General features: G+C 63.9%; 24 protein-coding genes. 14 read left to right on the top strand and 10 right to left on the bottom strand.

Translation table 11 applies throughout. The annotated features are described in order from the left end of the window. Positions 1–91: 91 nt before the first annotated feature. The 4 genes from ACFQL3_RS14095 to ACFQL3_RS14080 all read left to right on the top strand — a co-directional run bounded on the left by ACFQL3_RS14095 (position 92) and on the right by ACFQL3_RS14080 (position 3698). A complete protein-coding gene (locus tag ACFQL3_RS14095) occupies positions 92–1111 on the top strand; it encodes a phosphoribosylaminoimidazolesuccinocarboxamide synthase (RefSeq protein WP_377055363.1) in 1020 nt (339 codons plus the stop codon). Between the two features lie 50 nt (positions 1112–1161). Continuing rightward, positions 1162–1350, top strand: coding sequence for a DUF7576 family protein (locus ACFQL3_RS14090; protein WP_377055361.1), 189 nt, complete (start codon positions 1162–1164; stop codon positions 1348–1350). Between the two features lie 99 nt (positions 1351–1449). After that, positions 1450–2406 carry a succinylglutamate desuccinylase/aspartoacylase family protein gene (locus ACFQL3_RS14085; RefSeq protein WP_377055359.1) on the top strand — a complete coding sequence of 319 codons (957 nt, stop codon included), beginning with the start codon at positions 1450–1452 and terminating at the stop codon, positions 2404–2406. A gap of 104 nt (positions 2407–2510) precedes the next feature. Continuing rightward, positions 2511–3698, top strand: a complete 1188-nt coding sequence (locus tag ACFQL3_RS14080) for a pyridoxal-phosphate dependent enzyme (protein ID WP_377055357.1) — start codon at positions 2511–2513, stop codon at positions 3696–3698. 35 nt (positions 3699–3733) lie between these two features. On the opposite strand, the gene ACFQL3_RS14075 is transcribed toward ACFQL3_RS14080, so the two are convergent. After that, positions 3734–5032 carry a TiaS agmantine-binding domain-containing protein gene (locus ACFQL3_RS14075; RefSeq protein ID WP_377055355.1) on the bottom strand — a complete coding sequence of 433 codons (1299 nt, stop codon included), beginning with the start codon at positions 5030–5032 and terminating at the stop codon, positions 3734–3736. A gap of 149 nt (positions 5033–5181) precedes the next feature. Here ACFQL3_RS14075 and ACFQL3_RS14070 point away from each other — a divergent pair, with 149 nt between their 5' ends. The 3 genes from ACFQL3_RS14070 to ACFQL3_RS14060 all read left to right on the top strand — a co-directional run bounded on the left by ACFQL3_RS14070 (position 5182) and on the right by ACFQL3_RS14060 (position 6978). Then, positions 5182–5895 (top strand): Type 1 glutamine amidotransferase-like domain-containing protein, encoded by a 714-nt coding sequence (locus ACFQL3_RS14070; RefSeq protein ID WP_377055353.1) that lies wholly within the window; start codon positions 5182–5184, stop codon positions 5893–5895. A 173-nt stretch (positions 5896–6068) separates the two neighbouring features. Beyond that, entirely contained in the window at positions 6069–6725 is a 657-nt protein-coding gene (locus ACFQL3_RS14065; RefSeq protein WP_377055351.1) for an AIM24 family protein, read from the top strand. A gap of 88 nt (positions 6726–6813) precedes the next feature. After that, positions 6814–6978, top strand: coding sequence for a hypothetical protein (locus tag ACFQL3_RS14060; protein WP_377055349.1), 165 nt, complete (start codon positions 6814–6816; stop codon positions 6976–6978). 15 nt (positions 6979–6993) lie between these two features. On the opposite strand, the gene tmk is transcribed toward ACFQL3_RS14060, so the two are convergent. Together tmk and ACFQL3_RS14050 are read right to left on the bottom strand one after the other, a co-directional pair. Next, a complete protein-coding gene (tmk, locus tag ACFQL3_RS14055; protein ID WP_377055347.1) occupies positions 6994–7590 on the bottom strand; it encodes a dTMP kinase in 597 nt (198 codons plus the stop codon). Between the two features lie 24 nt (positions 7591–7614). Next, the gene (locus tag ACFQL3_RS14050) at positions 7615–7845 is read right to left on the bottom strand and encodes a hypothetical protein (RefSeq protein WP_377055345.1); all 231 of its coding nucleotides are present in this window, start codon (positions 7843–7845) and stop codon (positions 7615–7617) included. Positions 7846–7863: 18 nt separating this feature from the next. Between ACFQL3_RS14050 and ACFQL3_RS14045 the strand changes: the two genes are divergently transcribed. The 5 genes from ACFQL3_RS14045 to ACFQL3_RS14025 all read left to right on the top strand — a co-directional run bounded on the left by ACFQL3_RS14045 (position 7864) and on the right by ACFQL3_RS14025 (position 13701). After that, complete coding sequence (locus ACFQL3_RS14045; RefSeq protein ID WP_377055343.1) at positions 7864–8751, top strand: complex I NDUFA9 subunit family protein; 888 nt, start codon at positions 7864–7866, stop codon at positions 8749–8751. A 217-nt stretch (positions 8752–8968) separates the two neighbouring features. Then, entirely contained in the window at positions 8969–10150 is a 1182-nt protein-coding gene (locus tag ACFQL3_RS14040) for a tubulin/FtsZ family protein (protein ID WP_377057116.1), read from the top strand. A gap of 19 nt (positions 10151–10169) precedes the next feature. Continuing rightward, on the top strand, positions 10170–10934 hold the full coding sequence (locus ACFQL3_RS14035; RefSeq protein WP_377055341.1) for a DUF4398 domain-containing protein: 765 nt from the start codon (positions 10170–10172) through the stop codon (positions 10932–10934). Positions 10935–10980: 46 nt separating this feature from the next. Then, on the top strand, positions 10981–11628 hold the full coding sequence (gene cofC, locus ACFQL3_RS14030; protein WP_377055339.1) for a 2-phospho-L-lactate guanylyltransferase: 648 nt from the start codon (positions 10981–10983) through the stop codon (positions 11626–11628). A gap of 21 nt (positions 11629–11649) precedes the next feature. After that, the gene (locus ACFQL3_RS14025) at positions 11650–13701 is read left to right on the top strand and encodes a DEAD/DEAH box helicase (RefSeq protein WP_377055337.1); all 2052 of its coding nucleotides are present in this window, start codon (positions 11650–11652) and stop codon (positions 13699–13701) included. Between the two features lie 194 nt (positions 13702–13895). Here the strand turns inward: ACFQL3_RS14025 and ACFQL3_RS14020 are convergent, their stop codons facing one another. The 7 genes from ACFQL3_RS14020 to ACFQL3_RS13990 form a co-directional block, all read right to left on the bottom strand. Then, complete coding sequence (locus ACFQL3_RS14020; protein WP_377057114.1) at positions 13896–14447, bottom strand: NUDIX hydrolase; 552 nt, start codon at positions 14445–14447, stop codon at positions 13896–13898. Positions 14448–14519: 72 nt separating this feature from the next. Then, complete coding sequence (locus ACFQL3_RS14015; RefSeq protein ID WP_377055335.1) at positions 14520–14798, bottom strand: hypothetical protein; 279 nt, start codon at positions 14796–14798, stop codon at positions 14520–14522. A gap of 40 nt (positions 14799–14838) precedes the next feature. Further along, a complete protein-coding gene (locus ACFQL3_RS14010; protein ID WP_377055333.1) occupies positions 14839–15255 on the bottom strand; it encodes a DUF5809 family protein in 417 nt (138 codons plus the stop codon). Positions 15256–15330: 75 nt separating this feature from the next. Then, complete coding sequence (locus tag ACFQL3_RS14005) at positions 15331–15735, bottom strand: DUF5810 domain-containing protein (RefSeq protein ID WP_377055331.1); 405 nt, start codon at positions 15733–15735, stop codon at positions 15331–15333. A gap of 166 nt (positions 15736–15901) precedes the next feature. Beyond that, positions 15902–16408: a ribosomal protein S18-alanine N-acetyltransferase gene (gene rimI, locus ACFQL3_RS14000; protein ID WP_377055329.1), complete on the bottom strand. Its 507-nt coding sequence runs from the start codon at positions 16406–16408 to the stop codon at positions 15902–15904. Between the two features lie 59 nt (positions 16409–16467). Further along, positions 16468–16902 (bottom strand): hypothetical protein, encoded by a 435-nt coding sequence (locus tag ACFQL3_RS13995; RefSeq protein WP_377055327.1) that lies wholly within the window; start codon positions 16900–16902, stop codon positions 16468–16470. Positions 16903–17981: 1079 nt separating this feature from the next. Further along, positions 17982–19952 (bottom strand): aconitate hydratase, encoded by a 1971-nt coding sequence (locus ACFQL3_RS13990; RefSeq protein ID WP_377055325.1) that lies wholly within the window; start codon positions 19950–19952, stop codon positions 17982–17984. Between the two features lie 166 nt (positions 19953–20118). Between ACFQL3_RS13990 and ACFQL3_RS13985 the strand changes: the two genes are divergently transcribed. Beyond that, positions 20119–20547 (top strand): phosphate-starvation-inducible PsiE family protein, encoded by a 429-nt coding sequence (locus tag ACFQL3_RS13985; RefSeq protein ID WP_377055323.1) that lies wholly within the window; start codon positions 20119–20121, stop codon positions 20545–20547. Between the two features lie 44 nt (positions 20548–20591). After that, entirely contained in the window at positions 20592–23027 is a 2436-nt protein-coding gene (gene folP / locus ACFQL3_RS13980) for a dihydropteroate synthase (protein WP_377055321.1), read from the top strand. The last annotated feature ends 94 nt before the right edge of the window (positions 23028–23121 follow it).

Raw genomic sequence — 23121 nt, 5'->3', positions numbered from 1 at the left:
GGGACTCCGTGGTAAAAACGTGCGTGGGTTCGGACGGGGGCGCTCGTTAGGTTCCGGCAGGTACATAATCCGCGACTTCGGGAGTTGGAGTATGACCAGCGTCAAGCAGTTCCGCGTCGACAGGGAGGCGACCGCCGACGAACTCGGTCGGGGCGCGTTCGTCTTCACCGACGCATACTCGGTGTTCGACTGGGGCCAGATGCCGGACGAGATTCCGGAGAAGGGGGCCAGCCTCTGTGCGATGGGCGCGTACAACTTCGAGTTGCTCGAACGCGAGGGCGTTCCGACGCACTACCGCGGCGTCGTCGAGGACGGCGAAGTCCTCCCGCTCGCGGACGTCGACGCCCCGCCGACCGAGATGGCGATCGATCTCACGCAGGTCCCCGACCTGCCACACGAGGGGCGTAGCTACGACTACGACGCCTACCACGAGGCCGCGGGCGAGAACTATCTCGTCCCCCTGGAGATAGTGTTCCGGAACCGCGTGCCGGTCGGCTCTAGCCTGCGCCGCCGGACCGCCCCGGCCGATCACGGCCTCGACCTCGCGGAGTGGCCGGACGAGGCGGTCGACCTCGACGAACCGGTCGTCGAGTTCTCGACGAAGTACGAGGAGTCGGACCGGTATCTCGACCGCGGGGAAGCCGACCGGATCGCCGGCATCGCGTCGATCGATGACCTCGAAACCGTCGCCCGCGAGGTCAACCGCGTCGTCACCGAGCGCGCCGAAGCGGTCGGGATGACCCACGAGGACGGGAAGATCGAGTGTCTGCTGTACGACGACGAGATCCGCGTCGCCGACGTCGTCGGCACGTTCGACGAGAACCGGTTCAGCTACGACGGCCAGCAACTCTCGAAGGAGGTCATCCGCCAGTACCACAAGCGCACCCAGCCAGACTGGGTCGAGGCCGTCGACGCCGCGAAAGCCGAGGCAAAAGAGACCGACGTCGCCGACTGGCGAACGCTCTGTGATGTCCAGCCCCAGTCACTCGACGAGGTCGTCATCGAGACCGCACGCAGTATCTACACTGCCGGTGCGAACGCCTATCTCGGCCGAGAGCTGTTCGACGCGCCGGGCCTCGACGAGGCCGTTGCCGCGGCGCGAGAGCTGTAGCGTCCCTGAAATAGAACATTTAAAACCTGTCGTCTACTTCAGTGGGAACAATGGTAGATCCGACTTCAGATCTCGAGGAGGACGTCACTGAAGACGACGCCCCCAGATGCGTCGTCTGCGACGTGCCGATCATGGGGGACCCGTCACACCGTGTCCGGAGCTGGGTGGACGACGGAGCGGTCGAACATCGACATTTCTGTTCGGCGTCCTGCGAGGACGAGTGGGACGACGCACACTGATATCTTCGTATTCCGGTCGTGTCTCCGGTCCGCCAGCGATAGCTCCTGCCCTTGCGAATACCGAATTGACTAAGAGCGTGGCATCCCGCAGTGTAGGTAATGACAACGCTGGGTACCGCCAGCGCAGACCCCGGAGAGATCGAAACCGGGCGACTGCAAGTCGGCGAGACCCGTGACGGCAGCCCGGTGGGATTGCCGGTCGCGGTGATCAACGGAGCTGAGGACGGCAAACGACTGTACCTCCAGGCGGCGAGCGATGGCGACGAACTGAACGGCGTTGGAGTGCTCCGGGAGTTCGTACCCCAGGTCGATCCCGCGGCGCTTGCGGGAGAGATCCTGATCGTCGGTATCGTCAACTACCACGCCTTCCAGGTCGCAGAGCATCGTAATCCGATCGACGACACCAAGATGAACCGCGTCTATCCCGGCGACCAGAACGGAACATCGAGCGAACGGATCGCGAAAGCGACTTTCGACATCGCAGCGGGGTCGGATCTCGTCGTCGATCTGCATCAGGGTTCGACCAGCCGGATGATCAACGAGACGCGGGTCCGCTGTGGCTCACGCCATCGTAAACACCGGGCCTGTCTCGACCTGGCCAAGACGTTCGGCTGTGGCTATATTCTCGATCAGAAAGGGCCGGACGGACAGCTAGCCCGGGCCGCGCCGGACGAGGGGGTCCCGACGATAGATCCGGAACTCGGCGGCGCTGTCGGCCTCGACGAGGAGAGCGTACAGAGAGGCGTCGAGGGGCTGTTCAACGTCCTCCACGAGTACGACTTCCTGTCCGGAATGGGCGAGGTCGAGCCACAGATCCGCGCGTCAGGCTTCGATCAGTACGGCTCCCCCTCCGGAGGGATAGTCGATTTCCAGACGGATCTGGGCGACCGGGTCTCGGCGGGCGAGACGCTCTTTACGATCACCGACGTCTTCGGCACGGTCAAATCGGAGGTCACCGCGGACAGCGACGGCGTGTTCTGGCGGACCCGTCGCCTCCCACAGGTCGCGACGGGCGAGTACGTCTGCTCGGTCGGGACCAGCATCGACACCTACTGAGCGTCGGGTGCCGTCATCGGACTGCGAAACGTTCTTGGCTCTGATGTGTGTGAGTATCGCACAGACGACGGCAGCACCCCTGCTGCCCTGCGAGTACTTGACCCATGACGACTGATCTCCACTGCCGGTCCTGTGACAGAACGTACGCCGCGAGCGCCGAGGAGCCGTGGCGGTGCGTCTGCGGCGCACCGCTGGATTACGCCGAACAACCGCTCCCCGGCCGAACCTCCCCGCCGGTCGCCCGCTCGATCGACCGAAACCTCGGACTGTGGGCGTTTCAGGAGTTCCTTCCCGAACCGCCGCTGGTCACGCTGAACGAGGGGTTTACCCCGCTGGTCGACAGCGACGACTGGAACGCACAGTTCAAACTCGAGTATCTGTTTCCGTCGGGAAGCTACAAGGACCGCGGCGCAACGCTGACGCTGTCCCGGGCCGCGGCGCTCGACGTCGAGAAAGTGATCGAGGACTCCTCCGGTAATGCGGGTGCGGCAATCGCCACCTACGCCGCCCGCGCCGACATCGAGGCCGACATCTACGTCCCTGCGGACGTGAAACAGTCGAAACTGGTCGCCATCCAGCGGGCCGGGGCACGCCCGATCCGTGTCGAGGGGTCGCGTGCGGACGTCACCGAGGCCTGCCTCGACGCCGTCGAAAGCGGCGAGGGCGAGGGAGCGGTCGACGGCCCACACCAGTCCGGGACTGGCTGGTACGCCAGCCACGCGTGGAACCCCGCGTTTTACGCCGGGACGGCCACGCTCGCCTACGAGATTGCCGCCCAGCGCGAGTGGTCGGTGCCGGACGCGGTCGTCGTCCCGCTCGGCCACGGCACCCTGTTCCTCGGCGCGTATCTTGGGTTCAGCGCGCTCCGGGACGCCGGCTACACCGACGCTATGCCTCGATTGCTCGGCGCGCAGGCGGTCGGCTACGATCCGATCGCCAGCGAACTCCACGGTGACGACCCCGAGGAACCGACGAACGCCCTGACCGAAGCGCTCGGCAACGACGAGAGCGATCCGGAGCCGAACACCCTCGCGGACGGCATCCAGATCCGGAACCCGGCGCGGAAAGGCCAGCTTTTCGATGCCATCGAGCAGACCGACGGCGACGCGATTGCGCTGGACGACGACGACGTCGAGAGCGAACTCGATCGGCTCCACCGCAACGGATTCTACGTGGAACCGACGAGCGCAGTCGCGACGGCCGCCCTCCACGAGTACCGCGACCGGGGCGTCCTCTCCCCGGACGACGACGTGGTCGTCCCGCTCACCGGGAGCGGCATGAAGACGCTCTGAACGGGCCGAACTGCGACGGACTCGCCGCCCCCGCCTCACCGCTCCGGATGGATCGGTGCGTCGAACCCGCCCCGCACGAGCGGCTTCGCGATGTGTCGGCGCGCACAGGGCGGCACTTCGTACCAACCGGGGTCCAGGTCACGGCCGACTCGCCGTTCGACTTTTCCGTCTCTGCTCGTTCCGCAGTCACGACAGCGGTAGCCCTGTCCCGCGCCCGCGCTCTCCATCCGGTTGCCACAGTCGGGACAGGTCGGCGTGACGTACTCGACGTCGTCGAGCGCCCGGACGGCGAACTTCTCCAGTTTGAGCGTCCCGTCGCTCACCTCGCCACAGACAGTGAGTCGGTCGCCGACCCGGAGCGCACGGACGCGATTCCGGAAGCGTTTGGTCGGTTCGAACGCCGCGCAGGGTAGTTCCGTCCCCTGCTCGTCGGCCTCGCCGTTTCCGCTCCTCTCGTCGCCGAGCGTCAGGAAGACGTGGCCGCCCTCGCGGGTCTCGGGCGGTGCGACGACCGTCCCGTCCACGCGGTAGGCGTGCCCGTTCTCGACGTCCCCGAGCGCCCCGTCGAGGAGGTGTGCGTCGGTTCCCTGATTGGTATAAAATAGCCTGGCGGACTCGACCGGTTCGCTCTCGATGCGGTCGGCGACGGCCCGAACCGCTTGCTCGTCGTCACCACGGATCCCGTGGAGGATCGGTCCCGGGGTGTGCGGGACACAGACGGCCTGTCCTTCGACCCGGTCGATCGTGTCCCACGCCTGCGAGTACTGCTCCTCGGCCGCGTCGAAGACGGAGTCGACGTCGATCTCTCGGGGCGTTCCCCGCCGTTCTGCCTCGCGGTAGGAGATGTACTCGACGGTCCAGTCCTCGTGTGCGCGCCACGCGCCGATTGCGGCGAGTGCACCGATCTTCCCTCTGGCGTTTTTCCAGCCAGCGCTCCGGTAGCCGTGTGTGTCGATCAGTCGCTCCGCGTCCGCGAGGTCGTGGTGGCGACGCATGGCATCCCTTGCAAAGGCGGCGACGCTGTCCGGGACGGCGTCGGGCCCGCTCTCGGCGACGACGAGGCCGGGGTTCGTCCGCGGGTCCTCGGTCGCCGCGGCGTCGGCGACGAACTCGTGTGCAATCTCGAACGCCACGTCGGGCGCGAGATCCGTGTGCACCGCGAGCGCGGCGTTTCCGCGGGTCTTGTGCTCGACGGCGGGGTTCAACCGTATCAGCAGAACGCGAGAGATGACTCCGCCCGCCGCGGTCACCTCGCTCGCGATGCGGTTCGCCGCGTAGGTCGTACACATCCCCCGCTCGCGCGAGTCCGTGTCGTCGACCCCGATGATCGTCATTACCTCCTCTACCCACGCGGACGCAACTAATCTTGCGACTCCCGTTCGGGCGTTTATTAACAGCCCTGCTTCTTTCTCAGGAACCGTCCATAGCAATCGCGATCAGTACGACGGATAGATATTTGTATGACTGTTGATACTACGGCAGTATGAGCAGGATCGTAGCCATCGGTGGTGGCGAGATTGCAAGAGAGGAGACAGAACCGATCGACCAGTACATCTGTGACGCGGCCGGTTCTGCGACGCCTCGCGTCTTGTTTGTCCCCACGGCGAGCGGCGATGCTGGCGGATACTGTGATACGTTCGATAGCTATTATGGGGACACGCTCGGGTGCGAGACCCGCCATTTGCTGCTCCACGACGACGGGGTCGAACGCGAAGAGATCCGGACGAACATCGACTGGGCCGACGTCGTCTACGTCGGCGGCGGAAGCGTTCCGTTGTTGCTCGACTGCTGGCAAACGCATGGCGTCGATCAACTGCTCTACGAAGCCTATCAGGAGGGGACGATCATGACCGGACTGAGCGCAGGTGCGATGTGCTGGTTTGCCAGTGGTCTCTCCGATTCGGTAGCGGGAACCGAGTTCACTATGACCGATTGTCTGGGCTGGATCGACGACCTCGCGTGTACCCCGCACGCTGGAGCAGGACGTCGCCCCCCGTTTCGGGACGAACTCGAAGCAGAGTCCATGTCGGGGATTGCACTCGAAGACTGCTGTGCGATCGAGATCAGTGATGGCCAGTACCGGATTCTCTCGGCGACTGGCGAGGAAACGGCGTACAGCTATACCCATCGTGATGGCTCTGTTGAGTGCTCTACACTGCCCGAAGGGGAGTTCGACGACCTCTCTGCGCTCCTGTGATCGGTCGATAGAGCAGCGCCGGTATGGTCAGTGGGGAGAATCCCGCTCCGGTCGTCGCGCGACGCCCGATCAACGGTTGCCCGGGGGTTCCGGAGCAGAAACACTGCGGGTGTGTTTTTATTCTGCCCCCGTCTACGTTTACTCGAAGCCACCTACAAGTGGCCCCGCAACACATGAATATCGAGAGTTTCACCTCCGAACACGGTCCAACGGAGACTGACGAGCCGTTCGAACTGGAGAACAGCTATACGCTCGACATCGATGTCAACGACTCTGTGCTGGCGAAAGCCGGTTCGATGGTCGCCTACACGGGTGACCTATCGTTCACCGGCAAGAGTAGTCCCGAAGGGGGTATTACCGGCTTCATCAAGGAAGCCGCGACCGGTGAGGGAACGCCGGTGATGCGCGTCGAAGGAAATGGACACGTCTATCTCGCTGACAACGAAAAGAAGATCCAACTGCTCGAACTCGACGCCGGGGATTCGATTACGGTCAACGGCGAGGACGTCCTCGCTTTCGATTCGGACGTTTCCTACGATATTTCGTCCATGGATAGCCTCGCCGGGGCTTTCGCTGGCGGATTCACCAACGTCTATCTCGAAGGCCCGGGCTACGTTGCCATCACCACTCACGCCGATCCGATCATCTTCGAACCGCCCGTCACGACGGATCCGAGTGCGACGGTCGCCTGGAGCGGAACCACGCCGAACGTACAGGTCAACAGGAACCTCTCCGATATGGTCGGTCAGGAGTCCGGAGAGCGTTTCCAGATGGATTTCGATGGCCAGTCCGGGTTCGTCGTCGTCCAGCCACACGAGGAACACGCCTAGCCCGACGCCCGATTTGAGAGCGCTCCCTTTCCCCTACGAAACAGCAGGACCAACCACCGTTAAGCGCTCGTGGCACGATGGTTGAGCCATGAGCCCCGCGACGCATCGGTGTGTCTGCGGCGCACGGCTACAGTATAAACAGGACCTCGAAAAGGAACCCGGCGGCGTCTACCCGACCTGGAAGTGCAAGGACTGTGGCACGCCAGTGCCCGGGAAAATCGCCGAGCGAATCAGACATCAGCACCCGTCCTGACCCCGCAGTCCCCGATCACTCGGGACCGTCGGCGTCGACGATCCGGGCGAATACGTCTCTGACCCGCTCCAGCACTGCATCCCTGGAGTCGGTCGCGTCGACGCGCACGAACCGATCGGGGTCGTCCTCGATCAGTTGCTCGTAGTTCGAGCGAACGCGAGTGAGGTAGGCGTCCTGCTCGAACTTGTTGGTCTTCCCGCTCCGCCGGGCAGCGGTCGCGGGGTCGATGTCGAAGTAGACCGTCCGGTCCGGAACGACGGTAAACGGCTCGTGGACGTCCTGGACGTACTGCATCGGCTCGTCGATTTCGCCTTCCAGCGTCGCGCCCTGATAGGCGTACCGCGAGTCCGAGTACCGATCCGAGATCACGAGACCGCCCTGTTCCAGCGTGGGGCGGACCGTCTCCGCGAGGTGGGCCGCGTGATCCGCCGTGTAGAGGAACAGTTCGGCGAGCGGGTCCGCGTCCTCGTCCTCTATCGAGCGGTTCACCGCGTCGCCGTACCACGTCTCTGTCGGTTCGCGGGTGAACGTCGCATCCGGATAGTCCTCGTGTAGCGCCTCCCAGACGGTCGTCTTCCCGCTCCCGTCGATCCCTTCGAGCGTCACCAGCATATCCACTCAGTTCTCGTCCATCGGTCAACTGTCTGTCGGAGTCGAGACACGCCTGGCGCCGTCGTGACGCTGGCCGTGGTGCTCGTCGATATGCCCCGCGCACTCTCCGTGATCGTCGGCATGCTGGAACTGCTCGTCCCCGGTCGTATCGTCCACGCTGCCGAGCGACTCGCCCTCGAAAACCCCGAGGGATGCGAGCCACGGACACCGAGTGAGACGCGGACCCTCCAGTTTCGCGGTACTTTTATCGCGCATCGAGTATAATCACTGGACATGAACGTTCTTGTTGCGGGCGGAACCGGATTCATCGGTCGAAACGTCTGTGCCGAACTCGCCGAGCGGGGGCAGGACGTCACTGCCCTCTCACGCGACCCTGACCCGAGTCAACTCCCCGACGATGTCGAGACTGCGGTTGGCGATGTCTCGGCCTACGATTCCATCGAGGGAGCCTTCGAGGGCCAGGACGTCGTCGTCAACCTCGTTGCGCTCTCGCCGCTGTTTCAGCCGCCGAGCGGGACGACTCACATGACGGTCCACTACGGCGGCACCGAGAACATTCTGCAGGCGATGGACGAACACGACGTCGACCGGCTGGTACACATGAGCGCTCTGGGGGCGGATCCGGACGGCGATACCGAGTACATCCGCGCGAAGGGACTCGCCGAAGAACTCGTGCGCGATGCGGACGTCGAGTCGGTGATCTTCCAGCCCTCGGTCGTGTTCGGCGACGGCGGCGAGTTCGTCCCGTTCGCGCGCAAACTCACGCCGGGTCCGTTTGTCAAGGTGCTTCCCGGCGGTGGCAAGACGCGATTCCAGCCGATCCACGTCGACGATCTGGTCCCGCTACTCGCGGACGCCGTCGAGGACGAAAGCCACACCGGGGAGACGTACGAGATCGGCGGCCCGGAGGTGCTGACGCTCGCGGACGTCACACGGCTCGCGTACGAGGCGAACGGCAAGTCAGTCACTATCGCACCGGTCCCGATGCCGCTAGCGAAGATCGGACTGACCCTTGCGGGCCCGCTCCCGTTCATCCCGATGGGCCCCGATCAGGCCCGGTCGCTTCAACTTGACAACACTACGGAGGACAACGACGTCACTGCTTTCGACGTCGATCCGGAATCGCTCACGACCCTTCAGGAGTATTTAGGACTCGCGTAACGTCGGCAACCGTTTTTTACCCGCACTGCATAACAGATCTTAAACACCCACTATCGGGTCGCAAACGATTCATTCTTGGTAAGCTACAATTACCATTAGAATCCCTTGCAGTCTACCGATTTTCTGCTATTGACCTTCATCGAGTTACTCACACCATCACAAGGTTTATATCCTTATTACCTCTGTTCTCATGCCAACGGAGACCCGGATACGAATTATGAAACTGGCGATGATCGGCTTTGGACAGGCAGGCGGGAAGATCGTCGATAAGTTCCTCGAATACGACGATCGGACCGGCAGCGGGATCGTTCGATCCGCAGTGGCGGTAAACACCGCCAAGGCGGATCTAATGGGGCTAGAGCGGATACCCCAAGAGAACCGCGTACTGATCGGCCAGTCACGCGTGAAGGGCCACGGCGTCGGCGCGGACAACGAACTCGGTGCCGAGATCGCTGAAGAGGACATCGACGAAGTACAGAGCGCGATCGACGCGATCCCGGTTCACGAAGTCGATGCGTTCCTGATCGTTGCAGGAATGGGTGGCGGGACGGGGAGCGGCGGCGCGCCGGTGCTCGCGAAACATCTCAAGCGAATCTACACCGAACCCGTCTACGGGCTCGGCGTGCTTCCGGGCAGCGACGAGGGTGGGATCTACACGCTCAACGCGGCCCGATCGTTCCAGACGTTCGTCCGCGAAGTGGACAACCTGATGGTGTTCGACAACGACTCGTGGCGACAGTCCGGCGAGTCAGTCGAGAGCGGCTACGCCGAAATCAACGACGAGATAGTCAGACGCTTCGGGATCCTCTTCGGTGCTGGTGAGATCAATCAGGGCGACGAGGTCGCAGAAAGCGTCGTCGACTCTAGCGAGATCATCAACACGCTATCGGGTGGCGGCGTTTCCACGATCGGCTACGCCCGCGAGGAAGTAGACAAGTCCGGTAGCGACGACGGCGGTCTCCTCTCCCGGTTTACTGGTGGCGAGGAGACGCAAGTCGATACCGCACATACGACGAACCGTATCACGAGCCTCGTCCGGAAGGCGGCGCTCGGACGGCTTACCCTTCCCTGTGAGATCGACGGGACCGAGCGCGCACTGCTCGTCCTGAGCGGTCCGCCACAGCATCTCAATCGGAAGGGCATAGAGCGCGGGCGGAAGTGGCTCGAAGAGCAGACCGGAAGTATGGAAGTCCGCGGTGGCGACTACCCGGTTCCCGAGTCGAACTTCGTCGCCAGCGTGATCCTGCTGTCGGGCGTCTCGAACGTTCCGCGCATCAAGGAACTACAGCAGGTCGCCATCGAGGCACAGGATAACATCGAAGACATCCGGTCCGAGAGCGAAGAGAATTTAGAAAGCCTCGTCGAAGATGACGAAGATGAACTTGAACCGTTATTCTAAGCTCGGAGTACTCCTCCTCGTGCTGGCTGTCAGCCTTGCCACGGTGGCTCCGGCAGCAGCCGTCGCGTCCGTCGATACCGACGGCGTCCCCGGGGAGTCTGAAGTCGGCAGCGACGTATCGACGACCTACACACTGACCGATCTCTATGCGGGCGACACGCCCCGGCAGTGGACGCTACAGGGTCAGACCAACATGACCAACGCGACGTGGTCGGTCACGGCGTACGATAACGCCGGCGACCAGGTCGGGCAGAGCCAGAGCTACGGCGGCGATACCTTCGAATATCTCGTCGACGCCGACGCCGATGTCGCCGAACTCGAGGTCACGCTCACCGGCACCACGCCCGAGGTCGAGACGTGGAGCTACGACCCCGAAGAGCGGTTCCTCGTCACGGAGTTCACCGAGGTCCGCGACGGTGGCGGCGAGTCGACCATCGACTCGTGGGACGCCCACCACTACACGAGCGACAGTCAAAACGCCCGCGAGGCGATCGGTGACGCCGAGACGGACGTTGCCACCGCCGAGGGCAACGGCGCCGACATCGCCGACGCACAGAGCACGCTCGACAACGCCATCGGGTTCTACGAGAACGGCGACTTCGAGCGCGCCGTCCAGAACGCCGAGGACGCCCAGTCCGACGCCGAGGACGCCCAGTCGAGTGCCGAACAGCGCGACCTGCTCCTGTACGGTGGGGTCGGAGTCGTTGCGCTGCTCATGATCGTCGGCATCGGATTCCTGCTGTACACCCGCCAGCAGGGCGACGATTACGACAAACTCGGCTGAGTCGAATCCGGAACTCCCTTTTTCGATCCACACCTACCCGACAGTCATGCGTGTCCTCGTCCCGTTCGACGCCCGGGAGCCGAAAACGCGTCTCGACGACGTTCTCGACCCCGGAGAGCGGACGGCTTTCGCTCGGGCCATGCTCGGGGACGTGCTGGCGGCCGTCCGCGAGGCGGGCGGCGACCCGGAACTCCTGGCGACGGCATCGCTGGGTGTGGAGTATGCCGACGTCCCGGTCACGGTCGACGACCGACCGCTATCGCCCGCGATCAACGACGTACTCGCCAGTACCGACGACCCGGTTGCGGTCGTGATGGCCGACCTCGCGCTTGCCCGACCGGCAGACCTCCGTCGGCTATTCGATGCCGAGGGCGACGTCGTCGCCGTCCCCGGTCTGGGCGGCGGGACGAACGCCCTTGTGGTCCGTCACCCCGAGTTCCGCGTCGATTACCACGGCGCATCCTTCCGCGATCACCGGCAGATCGCCGCCGAAATCGGGACGGAGTTCCACGTTCTCGACTCGTACCGCCTCGCGACTGACGTCGACGAGCGGAGCGATCTGGTCGAGTTGCTTCTCCACGGGACCCGCGAGGCCGCCAACTGGCTCGACGCGGCCGGGTTCGTGCTCGCCGAGACCGATGGCCGCGTCGACGTTCGCCGTCCAGACGACTCGGATTCCGAACGTCTCAAATAGGCGGAACGGATATTAAAGACCGTGTCACGGCAGGTCCCGCAGGTCGACACGCTGTTCCTCCACGAGTCGAACGACGACTACTTCGTCACCGTTCGACGCGACGGCGAACGGCTGTTCCGCGCCCGACTCGACCTCAAAGAGACGTCCGCAGGCCCCCGTCCGAGCCGATTCCGTATCAAGGACGGCTCTAGCGAGGAACCGCGCAGTCCGGACGAGTTCGTCGATATCGGTCGGCGAGCGAACCGCATCCGTATCTCGGAGCAGACCGCTCCAGAGCACCGGGACCGGCTTCGCGAAGCGCTTGGCGGCTATCAGCTCTCGGCCAAAGTCGTCCGGACGTGTCGGATCTGCGCCTCGGACGGCCGTTACTCGCCGCTGACGAGCGAGACCGCCATCAAGAAAGACGACGAGTACGTCTGTCCGACCTGTGCGAAAGTCGAACTCGAACGCGAACTCTCCTACCAGGGCGAGGTGACGAGCGCCGCCCAGGAGCGACTCGAAGAGCTACTGCTCGAGGTTCAGGATCTGGAGCGAGTCACGAACCTCCTGCAGGGCCACCTCGACCCGGACCTGACGAAATTCGACGAGATCAGTGCGACGGGTGAGGAAATCGAGCGCGTCCGCGTGGATTCGCTGAACCTCCATCCCGGCGTTCAGGGACTTCTGGAGGACCGGTTCGATACGCTGTTGCCGGTCCAGAGCCTGGCCATCGAGAACGGCCTGCTGGAGGGCGACGACCAACTCGTCGTGAGCGCAACGGCGACCGGCAAGACGCTCGTCGGCGAGATGACCGGGCTGGACCGCGTGCTCAACGGGAACGGGAAGATGCTCTTTCTCGTCCCGCTGGTCGCGCTGGCCAACCAGAAACACGAGGACTTCGAGGACGAGTACGGCGACCTCGTCGACGTGACGATCCGCGTCGGCGCGAGTCGGGTGCGAGACGATGGCAACCGGTTCGACCCGAACGCCGACGTGATCGTCGGCACGTACGAGGGGATCGACCACGCGCTCCGGACCGGCCGGGATCTGGGCGACATCGGCACCGTCGTCATCGACGAGGTGCACACGCTCAAAGAGGACGAACGGGGCCACCGCCTCGACGGGATGATCTCGCGGCTCAAATACTACTGCGAGGAGCGAGCGACGGGTCGATCCGGCTACGACGGCGCGCAGTGGGTCTATCTCTCTGCGACTGTCGGGAACCCCCGCGAACTCGCACAGGGCCTGCGCGCGAATCTGGTCGAGTTCGAGGAACGGCCGGTACCGATCGAACGTCACGTCACCTTCGCGGACCAGCGCGAGAAGACGCGTCTGGAGAACAAACTGGTCAAACGCGAGTTCGACAGCAAATCCTCGAAGGGGTATCGCGGGCAAACGATCATCTTCACGAACTCCAGACGGCGCTGTCATGAGGTCAGCAGGAAGTTGGAGTACGACTCCGCGCCGTATCACGCCGGTCTCGATTACGGCCAGCGAAAATCCGTCGAACGGAAGTTCGGGGATCAGGATCTCGCGGCGGTCGTAACGACGGCCGCGCTCGCGGCGGGTGTCGACTTCCCCGCTTCCCAGGTGATCTTCGACACGCTCGCGATGGGGATCGAGTGGCTCTCGGTCCAGGAGTTCCACCAGATGCTCGGGCGGGCGGGTCGGCCCGACTACCACGACAAAGGGACTGTCTACGTCCTCGTCGAACCCGACACCAGCTATCACTCCAGCATGGAGATGACCGAGGACGAGGTCGCGTTCAAACTGCTCAAAGGCGATATGGAGTCGGTTCGGACCGTCTACGACGAGCGCGCGGCCATCGAGGAGACGCTGGCGAACATCACCGTCGCCGGCAAGGCCACCAAACGCCTCAACGGCCAGATGCTCGGCGACGTTCCGACCAAGCACGCGGTCGGTAAACTGCTCGAGTACGAGTTCATCGACGGCTTCGAGCCGACCCCGCTCGGCCGCGCCATCACGACCCACTTCCTCTCGCCCGAGGACGCCTTCACCATGCTCGATGCAATTCGGAAAGGCAAGGACCCCTACGATATCGTCGCCGAAATCGAGTTACAGGACCAGTTCTAGCTAGCCCGACGGCGCTAGAAAGACCGTACCAGCCCGTATACTGCTCGTAACCAAATAGACGGTTCCTCTTCGTTCGCGTATGGAAGCCGCTCGACTGGTCGGAACACTCTGTGGCGGCGAGGCGCTCAAACTGTTGCTCGCACTGCTAGTGCTCGTCGGCCCGTGGCTCACGCTGGGCTATCTCGCGCTGTAGGCTACAGTAGTCCCTCCTCACTGGCGAGCAGGACTCCATTGATAGTCGCGTCGTTGGTCGGGGCTTCCCGGGCGTGTTCGACCGCTTCGTCGACGGGTACCGTCCGGACCTCGAGGAACTCGTTGTCGTCGAGTTCGCGTTCGACGGGGGTCAGCCCCTCCGCGAAGACGATTCCGCGGTCGTGGCGGAGAACGCCCGTCGCCACCTTGTACGTCTGCAAGAGCGACGTACCGGCGGGATCGAAGCCGGTCTCCTCGCGGAGTTCTCGGGCCCCCGCGGTGGTGTAGGACTCGCCGTCTTCGACGATTCCCGCGGGGAGTTCGAGTTGCGTCTCACGGATCGTCGGCCGGTACTGTTCGACGCAGACTAGCTGATCGTCCGCGACGGCGACGATGACGACTGCAGGCGGCAGTTCCGCCCAGTAGTAGCGTTTCGTCGTCCCGTTGGGCTGCTCGACGAGGTCGTAGCCGCCATCGTACCAGCCGGTTTCGTACTCGGTCACAGATTCCAGTACCGTCCAGTCGTCGTTCTCCGCGGTGTCGGACTCGCCCATACTCACCAGGACGGACTCGCGGCTCACGGGGCTGTCGGTTGCGGCATGAGGTCGTCGCAGGGCGAGCGGCTATCACTCCGGGTATCGTCGCACAGAAAAGCGCTCGTAGCCGCCGTAGGCGACGTCGAGCGCTCCCATCCACCAGTTCCATCGCTCCGCGAGCGTGTCCTCGGGTGCGTCTCCAAGGTGGTCCACTATCTCCTTGACGGTCAGTTCGGTGCCCGTATCCGTCGCGTACTTGCCGGCGTCGTGAAGGTCGACAGCCTGTCGGGTGACGACCCGTTGTTCGCCGGGCTTGCCACCGAACTCGTCGTCCAGCCGCTGCCCGAGTCGGACTGGGTCGAGTGTCACAGTCGTACTACAGTCTGCGGACAGTTGAGTTCGGTGGGTGTTACGGCCGGACGATATCGCTGTAGAGGCTTCCGAACGCCTGCCTGCGGAGCGTCGCGACTGCCGCCTGTTCTTTCTCTTGGAACGTCGCGGCCACTGCGTTCCCGTCCGGGCCGACGTGCCAGACGACGTTCTCGACGTGCTCGCTCCCACGCTCTTCGACCGTCCCATCGAACTCGGCGTTCCACTCGTCGTACTCCTTGTCAGTGCCGATCCGGACCTGCAGGAGAGACGCGAACAGTGCGTCCCGGGCGGTCTCGATTACGTCGCTCGTCACGCGCTCGTCGTACTCGGCGGCGTCGAACGCCATCGCCTTCGCCGTCTCTTTGACGACGGTCTGTGCGGCCGGTCCCAGCGTCTCGTAGGACTCCCTGGCTGTGGTCTCGTCGTCCGGAGAGAGCAGTCCCGTAGTGTGCATAGTCGAATCTTTGTAGCCGGAAAGTTACCGGTTCCGACTTCACGGTTCGATCCACGCGGGTACTGTCGATCCGTTTCAGCTCTCGTCGCTCTCCTCGGACTCGCCCTCGTCGAGCATCGCTTCGGTCATCTCGCGGGCCTCCGCGAGGACGTCGCGAGTCTCGTCGGTGAGGTCATCGCGACCACGACCGGCCGTCTGTTGTGCGAGTTCCTGCTCGAAGGTGGCTCCCGACTGGCCACCATGCTCGTGGCCGTGCCCGCCGGTCGTGTCCTCGAACATCTGGGGGAACTCGGTTTCGGGCACTGCGTCGACGATTTCCTCGGCGAGTTCGCTCGGTGTGGACTCCTCCCACCCCGGGGCGTGCTCGGTCAGCCACTCCTCGTGACCCTCTCGGCCGAGTATTGCGGTGATCGCGAGGTGGTTCGCGAGGTGTTCTCCGTCGGCCTGTGGGGCCTCACACACCGGACAGGCATATCCCATATCTCACCGTTACGTGTTCGCTCGCAAAAGGCTACCGCGTCTCCGACTCCGTGTTCGGGGCAAACCAAACGTGATCGTAAAATCGGCGTTCGTGACGAGTTCGACGGTCGGGCATGTGAGTGTGGTTGTTACGGTCCCGTCACCGTACCGCCATCTGCTCGTGGCATCACTCGAACGACCGAACCATGATGATCGCGTCTTCGCCGTCGTCGTAATACCGTGGGATGCGTCGCAACGGCCGGAACCCGGAGCGACTGTACAGCCGTTGCGCTCCCTCGTTGCTCTCCCGAACTTCGAGCTTTACCGAGTGGACGGACTGGTCGTGTAGCGCTTGCAGGCCGTGCTGGAGCAGTTCCGTCCCGATACCCTTGCCGCGACGGTCGGGATGGACGGCCAGATCCTTGACGTGACCGAGCGGTTGGCCGTGGTTCGGGACGACGTCGGCGACGATGAATCCCACCACGTCCGCGGCGTCGATCTGACCGTCTCCGGTTGGTGCCTCGCCATCGACGGCGACGAGAAACCCCTGTGTCGAGAGGTGGCGCTCGAACGCGTCGAACGGCCAGGGGCTCGAAAACGACGCTTTCTCGATCCGATAGATGGCGAGGAGATCTGCCCGCTCCGCTCGCCGTACCCGTACGCCTGTCGCGGAGTCGTCCGGCGGGGACGTCACTGTCCGGACTACGTACCGAGGGTCGTTAAGCCCTATCGTTCGGACGGCCAGTCGTCGACTCAGCCGGAGAGATACCAGCCAAACAGGAGTGGGGACACGAGTAGCGTGATCGGAACCGCGATCCAGACCTGCCCGGCCAGCACGTTGTACTGCCCGATTGTCACCGAGGCCGGCGTCCCCTCGACGTAGCCAACCAGAAACTCGAACCCGACGGTGAGCACCGTCCACAGCACGCCGACAGCCAGCAACTCGGCGTACGTGTACCCGATCGATGTCCGGCCGAAATAGAGCGCCGAGACGGAGAGAATCGCGACGACCAGCAGGGCCGTACTTACGACGTGGCCGGCATACTCGCCGATCCGCGGGATGAGGACGACCTCGCGGAAGCCACCGTTGATGACGGCGAGGACAGCCATGATCAGCCACACCCCCAGCGGATAGAGCACTGCCTGTGCTCGGATCGACTGCAGACTGACTGTGACGGCCGACGACATCATCTCTCACTTCGACGTGCACTGGCTAAACTGTGTGCACGACGCGTCGCTCGGGGGCTGGTGTGTAAAAATGGGAGCTGCTGTCTCGCAGGCCGCCCGCCTGCTCGCAATTTCGAGACGCGATTGCAGGGTGGGTCTCGCGGGTTGTTCCTCGCCGCTTGACTTTTCGAGACCTCCGCTCCGTTCGGATCTCGCTTCTCACGGTGCAAAGCCTCGTTCGATTCGTCGAGACCTTCGCTCCGCTCAGGTCTCGCTTCTCACGGTGCAAAGCCTCGTTCGATTCGTCGAGACCTTCGCTCCGCTCAGGTCTCGCTTCTCACGGTGCAAAGCCTCGTTCGATTCGTCGAGACCTTCGCTCCGCTCAGGTCTCGCTTCTCACGGTGCAAAGCCTCGTTCGATTCGTCGAGACCTTCGCTCCGCTCAGGTCTCGCTTCTCACGGTGCAAAGCCTCGTTCGATTCGTCGAGACCTTCGCTCCGCTCAGGTCTCGCTTCTCACGGTGCAAAGCCTCGTTCGATTCGTCGAGACCTTCGCTCCGCTCAGGTCTCGCTTCTCACGGTGCAAAGCCTCGTTCGATTCGTCGAGACCTTCGCTCCGCTCAGGTCTCGCTTCTCACGGTGCAAAGCCTCGTTCGATTCGTCGAGACCTTCGCTCCGCTCAGGTCTCGCTTCTCACGGTGCAAAGCCTCGTTCGATTCGTCGAGACCTTCGCTCCGCTCAGGTCTCGCTTCTCACGGTGCAAAGCCTCGTTCGATTCGTCGAGACCTTCGCTCCGCTCAGGTCTCGCTTCTCACGGTGCAAAGCCTCGTTCGATTCGTCGAGACCTTCGCTCCGCTCAGGTCTCGCTTCTCACGGTGCAAAGCCTCGTTCGATTCGTCGAGACCTTCGCTCCGCTCAGGTCTCGCTTCTCACGGTGCAAAGCCTCGTTCGATTCGTCGAGACCTTCGCTCCGCTCAGGTCTCGCTTCTCACGGTGCAAAGCCCCGTTCGCAACAACGAGATCAGGCGGCGCCTGATCTCGCATCTCGCGGGGCAAAGCCCCGTTCGATTCGTCGAGACCTTCGCCCCGCTCAGGTCTCGCTTTAGTCGTCTGCCGGCGCAGGACTATCGCCGCCCTGGGCCTGCTCTTTCGTCCATGCGAGTTTGCCACCGACTGCGAGCATGTCGCGCTCGCGCTCGGAGGCGTCCAGCGTCGCGGTCGCTTCCCAGTCCTCGTTGACGCGGACGGTGAACTCCTCCTGCCCGCTCTCGACGGCCTCGCGGACGTCGTCGACGATCTCGACGTCGTCACCCTGATCGATCTTCTCGTAGGTGTCCTCGTCGATGATCAGCGGGAGCAGACCGAAGTTGAAGAGGTTCGCGCGGTGGATCCGGGCAAAGCTCTGTGCGAGCACGCCCTCGATGCCCAGATACATCGGGCACATGGCGGCGTGTTCGCGCGAGGAGCCCTGACCGTAGTTCTCGCCGGCGACGAGGAAGCCGCCGTCGGCGTCGGCCGCTCGCTGTGCGAACGTGTCGTCGACGCGCGAAAGCGTGAACTCGGAGAGCTTGTCGATGTTCGACCGGTACATCAGGATGTCCTGGGTTGCAGGGATGATGTGGTCGGTCGTGATGTTGTCGTCCATCTTCAGCAGCGCTTCGCCCTCGAGCTTGCTGTCGAGGGCATCCTTCAGCGGCACGTCGCCGATGTTGGGGCCTTTGATAAGCTCGTCGTCGATGGCCTCGTCCGGCGCGATGAGGTCCGTCTTGGAGCCGTCGTAGGTGTCGGGCAGCTCGATGCCGGGCGCTTCGATGTCCTCTTCCGCTGCGAGGTCGCGCGGATCGACGATTTCGCCTTTGATCGCCGCGGCGGCGGCGACCTCCGGCGAACAGAGATAGACGTTGTCGTCTTCGATGCCGGAGCGGCCCTCGAAGTTCCGGTTGAAGGTACGCAGAGAGACCGAATCGCTTGCGGGCACGTGGCCGATACCGATACAGGCACCGCAGGTCGACTCGGAGAAGTTGACGCCAGCGGCCATCATCTCCGCGACCCAGCCCTCACGGGCGAGCATCTCGGAGGCCTGTTTGGAGGCAGGTGCGACGATCGTCTCGGTCGACATCGCGACCTCTCGGCCTTCGAGCATCTTCGCGACCGGGAGGATGTCCTCGTAGCCACCGTTCGTACAGGAGCCGACGATGACCTGCTCGACGTCCTCGCCAGCGGCCTCGCTGACCGGGACGACCTTGTCGGGCATCGACGGTTCCGCGATGAGCGGTTCGAGGTCGGAGAGATCGACGACGATCTCGTCGTGATACTCCGCGTCCTCGTCGGGCTGCATCTCCACGTAGTCCTCGCCGCGGCCGACGCGTTCGAGGTAGTCTTTCGTCTGGTCGTCGGTCGGGAAAATAGAGGAGGTCGCACCGAGTTCCGTCCCCATGTTGGTGATCGTCATGCGCTCGGGCGCGGTGAGCGTCTCGACGCCGGGGCCGGTGTATTCGAGAATCTTGCCGACGCCGCCCTTCACGGAGAGCCGTCGGAGTAGCTCCAAGATGACGTCCTTCGCAGTCGCCCACTCGGGGAGCGCGCCCTCGAGTCGGACGTTGACGACTTCCGGCATCTCGATGTAGTACGGCGCACCGCCCATAGCGACGGTGACGTCGATCCCACCCGCGCCGATGGCGAGTTCGCCGAGGCCGCCGGGCGTCGGGGTGTGGGAGTCCGAACCCAGCATCGTCTTGCCGGGTGCCGCGAAGTTCTCGCGGTGAACGTTGTGGCAGATGCCGTTGCCGGGGCGGGAGAAGTGTGCCCCGAAGGTGCCGGCCGCAGAACGCAGGAATCGGTGGTCGTCCGTGTTCTTGAAGTCGAACTGATAGGTCTGATGATCACAGTACTGCGCAGCGATCTCGGTCTGGACTTCCTCCAGACCCATGGCCTCGAACTGTAGCCAGACCATCGTCCCCGTCGTGTCCTGTGTAAGTACCTGATCGATCTCGATGCCGATCTCCTCGCCGGGCGTCAGTTCGCCCTCTACGAGATGATCCTCGAGGATCTTCTCTGTCAAAGTGTGTCCCATAGCGCGCGAATATCGTCTTTCCTCGAATATAAAACCCGCGAGTCCCTCCTATACGACCGTTCGGAATTCGGGAATAGCCCCAGCAGGCGGTTTCGGCGGCGGTAAGAGCATCCAAACTCCTGAGCGTGCGGCCGGTCTTTAACTGTGCTCGCTCCATGAATGAGCCATGAGCAGTTTGGCGTCGCGTGCCACGGGACCGTCCGAAAGCGTCATGCGCTGGCTCGTCCTCGCGACAGCCTACATCCTGTTGGTGCTGTTTCTGGTCGGGATATTCGACGTCCTGATCGGGCTCTACGAGCTGTTCGTCTCCGGGCGGTTCACGCAACCGGTCGCGGTCGTCGATCTTCTGGATACCGTCTTGTTGTTGTTGATCCTCGTCGAGGTTCACCGGACTTTGGTGGCGTACGTCCGCAACGATCCGGTCATCCGGATCGTCATCGGAGCGGCCATTATCGCTATCGCCCGGGAGATCATCAGTTTCCGACTGGCCGACTTCCCGACGGCCAACGAAGCGTTGACCGCGGCGATTTCCTTTACTATCCTGTTGATCGTTCTCGTGGTCGCGTACTACCTCGTCTACGAGCGGGTCGAGTAGTGCCTTCCGACAGCCTCAAGCACTCGGCACCGGACGTGTTGGGTATGAAGTTCCACGACGCGGCGAACTTCCTCTACGATCTGCGTCGGTTCGGTCCTCGCCCCGGGATCGAGTCGACCGATGATCTGCTCGCCGCACTGGACGACCCACACGATGACCTCACGTGCGTGCAGATCGCCGGCTCCAACGGCAAGGGGAGCACGGCGCGGATGACCGAGTCTATCCTGCGGGAGGCGGGACTCACCGTCGGGCTGTTTACTTCACCCCATCTCGATGATCTCCGCGAGCGCATTCGCGTCGACGGGCGCAAGATCCCGAAAGGAGCCGTCTGCGAGTTCGTCGACCACATCGAGGAGCACGTCCGTGACCGCGGTGCAGAGGGTATCTCGCCGACGTTTTTCGAGGCGACCACCGCGATGGCGCTCTGGCAGTTCGCGCGCGAGGAGGTCGACGTCGCCGTCCTGGAGGTCGGTATCGGCGGCAAGAAGGACGCCACGAGCGTGGTGGATCCGGTCGCCAGCGCCATCACCTCCGTCACTCTGGAACATACCGACGTCCTCGGCGACACGGTCGCGGAGATCGCCCGCGACAAAGCCCACGTCGCACCTGCAGAGGCCCCGCTGGTCGCGGCCGTGGAAGGGGATGCACTCGAAGCCGTCCGTTCGGTCGCGGGCGACGTCGTCACGGTCGGCGAGAACGGCGAGGTAGTGCCGACCTACGGCGGCCGGACGAATCACACCGAAGCCGCGGTCGGTATCGACGGGCCGGGCTGGTCGGTGGACACCCGGATCCCGACGCTGGGGGAGCATCAGGCCGAGAACGCGGCCATTGCGGTCACGCTTGCCCGTCAGGTCGCCGACAGCCTGACCGAGGACGCCCTCGCAACTGGTCTGCGCCGGTCCCACTGGCCCGGACGGTTCGAGGTCGTCGAGCAGGAGCCACTCACCGTGCTCGACGGCGCACACAACCCCGGCGCCTGTGAGCGGATCGCGGACGTCCTGGAGGAGTTCGAGTACGACGACCTTCACCTCGTCTTCGGTGCGATGCACGACAAGGACCACCGTGCGATGGCGGCGACGCTCCCGACCGCCGACCGCGTCGTGACATGTCAGCCGGATCTGGATCGGGCGGAGGACGAGGCCGTACTCGCGCGGGTGTTCGAGGCCAGCGGCGCGGACGACGTCGTCACCAACAACTCCGTCGAGGGAGCGCTCTCGCGGGCCCTCCGCGAAGCGGACGAGGACGATTGCGTGCTCGTCACTGGCTCGCTGCTTACCGTCGCAGAGGCCCGGACGCGCTGGACGCGCCTACAGATTCCCAAGCGCGTCGAGGAGCTAGAGGACGCCAGAGCGGTGCTCTCGGACGCCCACGTCACCGATCCGGGTGTCTGGCGGATGCGTGGCAAAGGGGTCCACCGCGTGCTCAAAACGCGGGTGCAGAAACGCCAGGCACAGTATCTCAAAGAGGAGATGCTCAGTCTCGGCGGCGAGTGCGCGCTCTCGGGTCTGAACGATCAGGACGACGTCATCATCGACGTCGTGTTGATGGGGACGATGGCCCAGTTCAAACGCCTCGTCGACAAACTCGACGGCCAGCCCTACGGGCTCTCCGTGGTCGGCAGGGAGATCCGCGAGAGCCTCGGGATCCGGACCGCCGATCCCGACCTGGACTACCCGTGGGACTCGGGCACCGCGGTGATGGGCATTCTCAACATCACGCCCGATAGCTTCCACGACGGCGGCGAGTACAACGCCATCGAGGACGCTACCGAACGCGCCGAGCGGATGGTCGCAAACGGTGCCGCGATACTCGACGTCGGCGGCGAGAGCACCCGCCCTGGCGCCGAACCCGTCACCGTCGAGGAGGAGATAGACCGCGTTGTTCCCGTGATCGAGGCCATCACGGATCTCGACGCCATGATCTCTGTAGACACCCGCAAGGCCCCGGTCGCTCGTGCCGCCGTCGAGGCTGGCGCGGATATCATCAACGACGTCTCCGGGCTGGAAGACCCCGAGATGCGCTTTGTCGCCGCCGACCACGACGCCGCACTGGTCGTCATGCACAGCGTCGACGCGCCGGTCGATCCCAGCAACGAGATAGAGTACGACGACGTCGTCGAGGACGTGATCGACCAACTCTCCGAGCGCGTCCTGCTCGCCGAGAAGGCGGGCCTCGACCGCGAGCAGATCATCGTCGATCCCGGACTGGGCTTCGGCAAGACATCCGCCGAGAGCTTCGAGCTACTGGATCGCTGTGACGAACTCGCGGCGCTCGGCTGTCAGGTGCTGATCGGCCACTCGCACAAGTCGATGTTCGCGCTCTCGGGCCAGGACGCCGGCGAGCGGCTTCCCTCGACTGTCGCCGGGACGACACTCGCGGCCGAGCGTGGGGCCGATATCGTCCGCGTCCACGACGTCGCCGAGAACGCCGCGGCAGTCAGCGTGGCGGAGACGGCGGATCGGCGGCCCGACGACGAGTAGCGATCTCACGGCTCTGATCGAAACTCTCGAAGCGATCCGCGACATTCCTCGAAGCAATACGCTACACTCTTCGAAGTTTCACCGCAAACCGACC

It is taken from the genome of Natronoarchaeum sp. GCM10025321, assembly GCF_042663585.1.
GTDB lineage: Archaea > Halobacteriota > Halobacteria > Halobacteriales > Natronoarchaeaceae > Natranaeroarchaeum.
Note: the sequence above shows the minus strand (reverse complement) of the source record. Positions and strands in the feature narration are given on the sequence as shown.

Coding starts and splice junctions, on each gene's coding strand:
- ACFQL3_RS14095 (WP_377055363.1), top strand. CDS start 92: ATGACCAGCGTCAAGCAGTTCCGCGTCGACAGGGAGGCGACCGCCGAC.
- ACFQL3_RS14090 (WP_377055361.1), top strand. CDS start 1,162: ATGGTAGATCCGACTTCAGATCTCGAGGAGGACGTCACTGAAGACGAC.
- ACFQL3_RS14085 (WP_377055359.1), top strand. CDS start 1,450: ATGACAACGCTGGGTACCGCCAGCGCAGACCCCGGAGAGATCGAAACC.
- ACFQL3_RS14080 (WP_377055357.1), top strand. CDS start 2,511: ATGACGACTGATCTCCACTGCCGGTCCTGTGACAGAACGTACGCCGCG.
- ACFQL3_RS14075 (WP_377055355.1), bottom strand. CDS start 5,032: ATGACGATCATCGGGGTCGACGACACGGACTCGCGCGAGCGGGGGATG.
- ACFQL3_RS14070 (WP_377055353.1), top strand. CDS start 5,182: ATGAGCAGGATCGTAGCCATCGGTGGTGGCGAGATTGCAAGAGAGGAG.
- ACFQL3_RS14065 (WP_377055351.1), top strand. CDS start 6,069: ATGAATATCGAGAGTTTCACCTCCGAACACGGTCCAACGGAGACTGAC.
- ACFQL3_RS14060 (WP_377055349.1), top strand. CDS start 6,814: ATGAGCCCCGCGACGCATCGGTGTGTCTGCGGCGCACGGCTACAGTAT.
- tmk (WP_377055347.1), bottom strand. CDS start 7,590: ATGCTGGTGACGCTCGAAGGGATCGACGGGAGCGGGAAGACGACCGTC.
- ACFQL3_RS14050 (WP_377055345.1), bottom strand. CDS start 7,845: ATGCGCGATAAAAGTACCGCGAAACTGGAGGGTCCGCGTCTCACTCGG.
- ACFQL3_RS14045 (WP_377055343.1), top strand. CDS start 7,864: ATGAACGTTCTTGTTGCGGGCGGAACCGGATTCATCGGTCGAAACGTC.
- ACFQL3_RS14040 (WP_377057116.1), top strand. CDS start 8,969: ATGAAACTGGCGATGATCGGCTTTGGACAGGCAGGCGGGAAGATCGTC.
- cofC (WP_377055339.1), top strand. CDS start 10,981: ATGCGTGTCCTCGTCCCGTTCGACGCCCGGGAGCCGAAAACGCGTCTC.
- ACFQL3_RS14020 (WP_377057114.1), bottom strand. CDS start 14,447: ATGGGCGAGTCCGACACCGCGGAGAACGACGACTGGACGGTACTGGAA.
- ACFQL3_RS14010 (WP_377055333.1), bottom strand. CDS start 15,255: ATGCACACTACGGGACTGCTCTCTCCGGACGACGAGACCACAGCCAGG.
- ACFQL3_RS14005 (WP_377055331.1), bottom strand. CDS start 15,735: ATGGGATATGCCTGTCCGGTGTGTGAGGCCCCACAGGCCGACGGAGAA.
- ACFQL3_RS13995 (WP_377055327.1), bottom strand. CDS start 16,902: ATGTCGTCGGCCGTCACAGTCAGTCTGCAGTCGATCCGAGCACAGGCA.
- ACFQL3_RS13990 (WP_377055325.1), bottom strand. CDS start 19,952: ATGGGACACACTTTGACAGAGAAGATCCTCGAGGATCATCTCGTAGAG.
- ACFQL3_RS13985 (WP_377055323.1), top strand. CDS start 20,119: ATGAGCAGTTTGGCGTCGCGTGCCACGGGACCGTCCGAAAGCGTCATG.
- folP (WP_377055321.1), top strand. CDS start 20,592: ATGAAGTTCCACGACGCGGCGAACTTCCTCTACGATCTGCGTCGGTTC.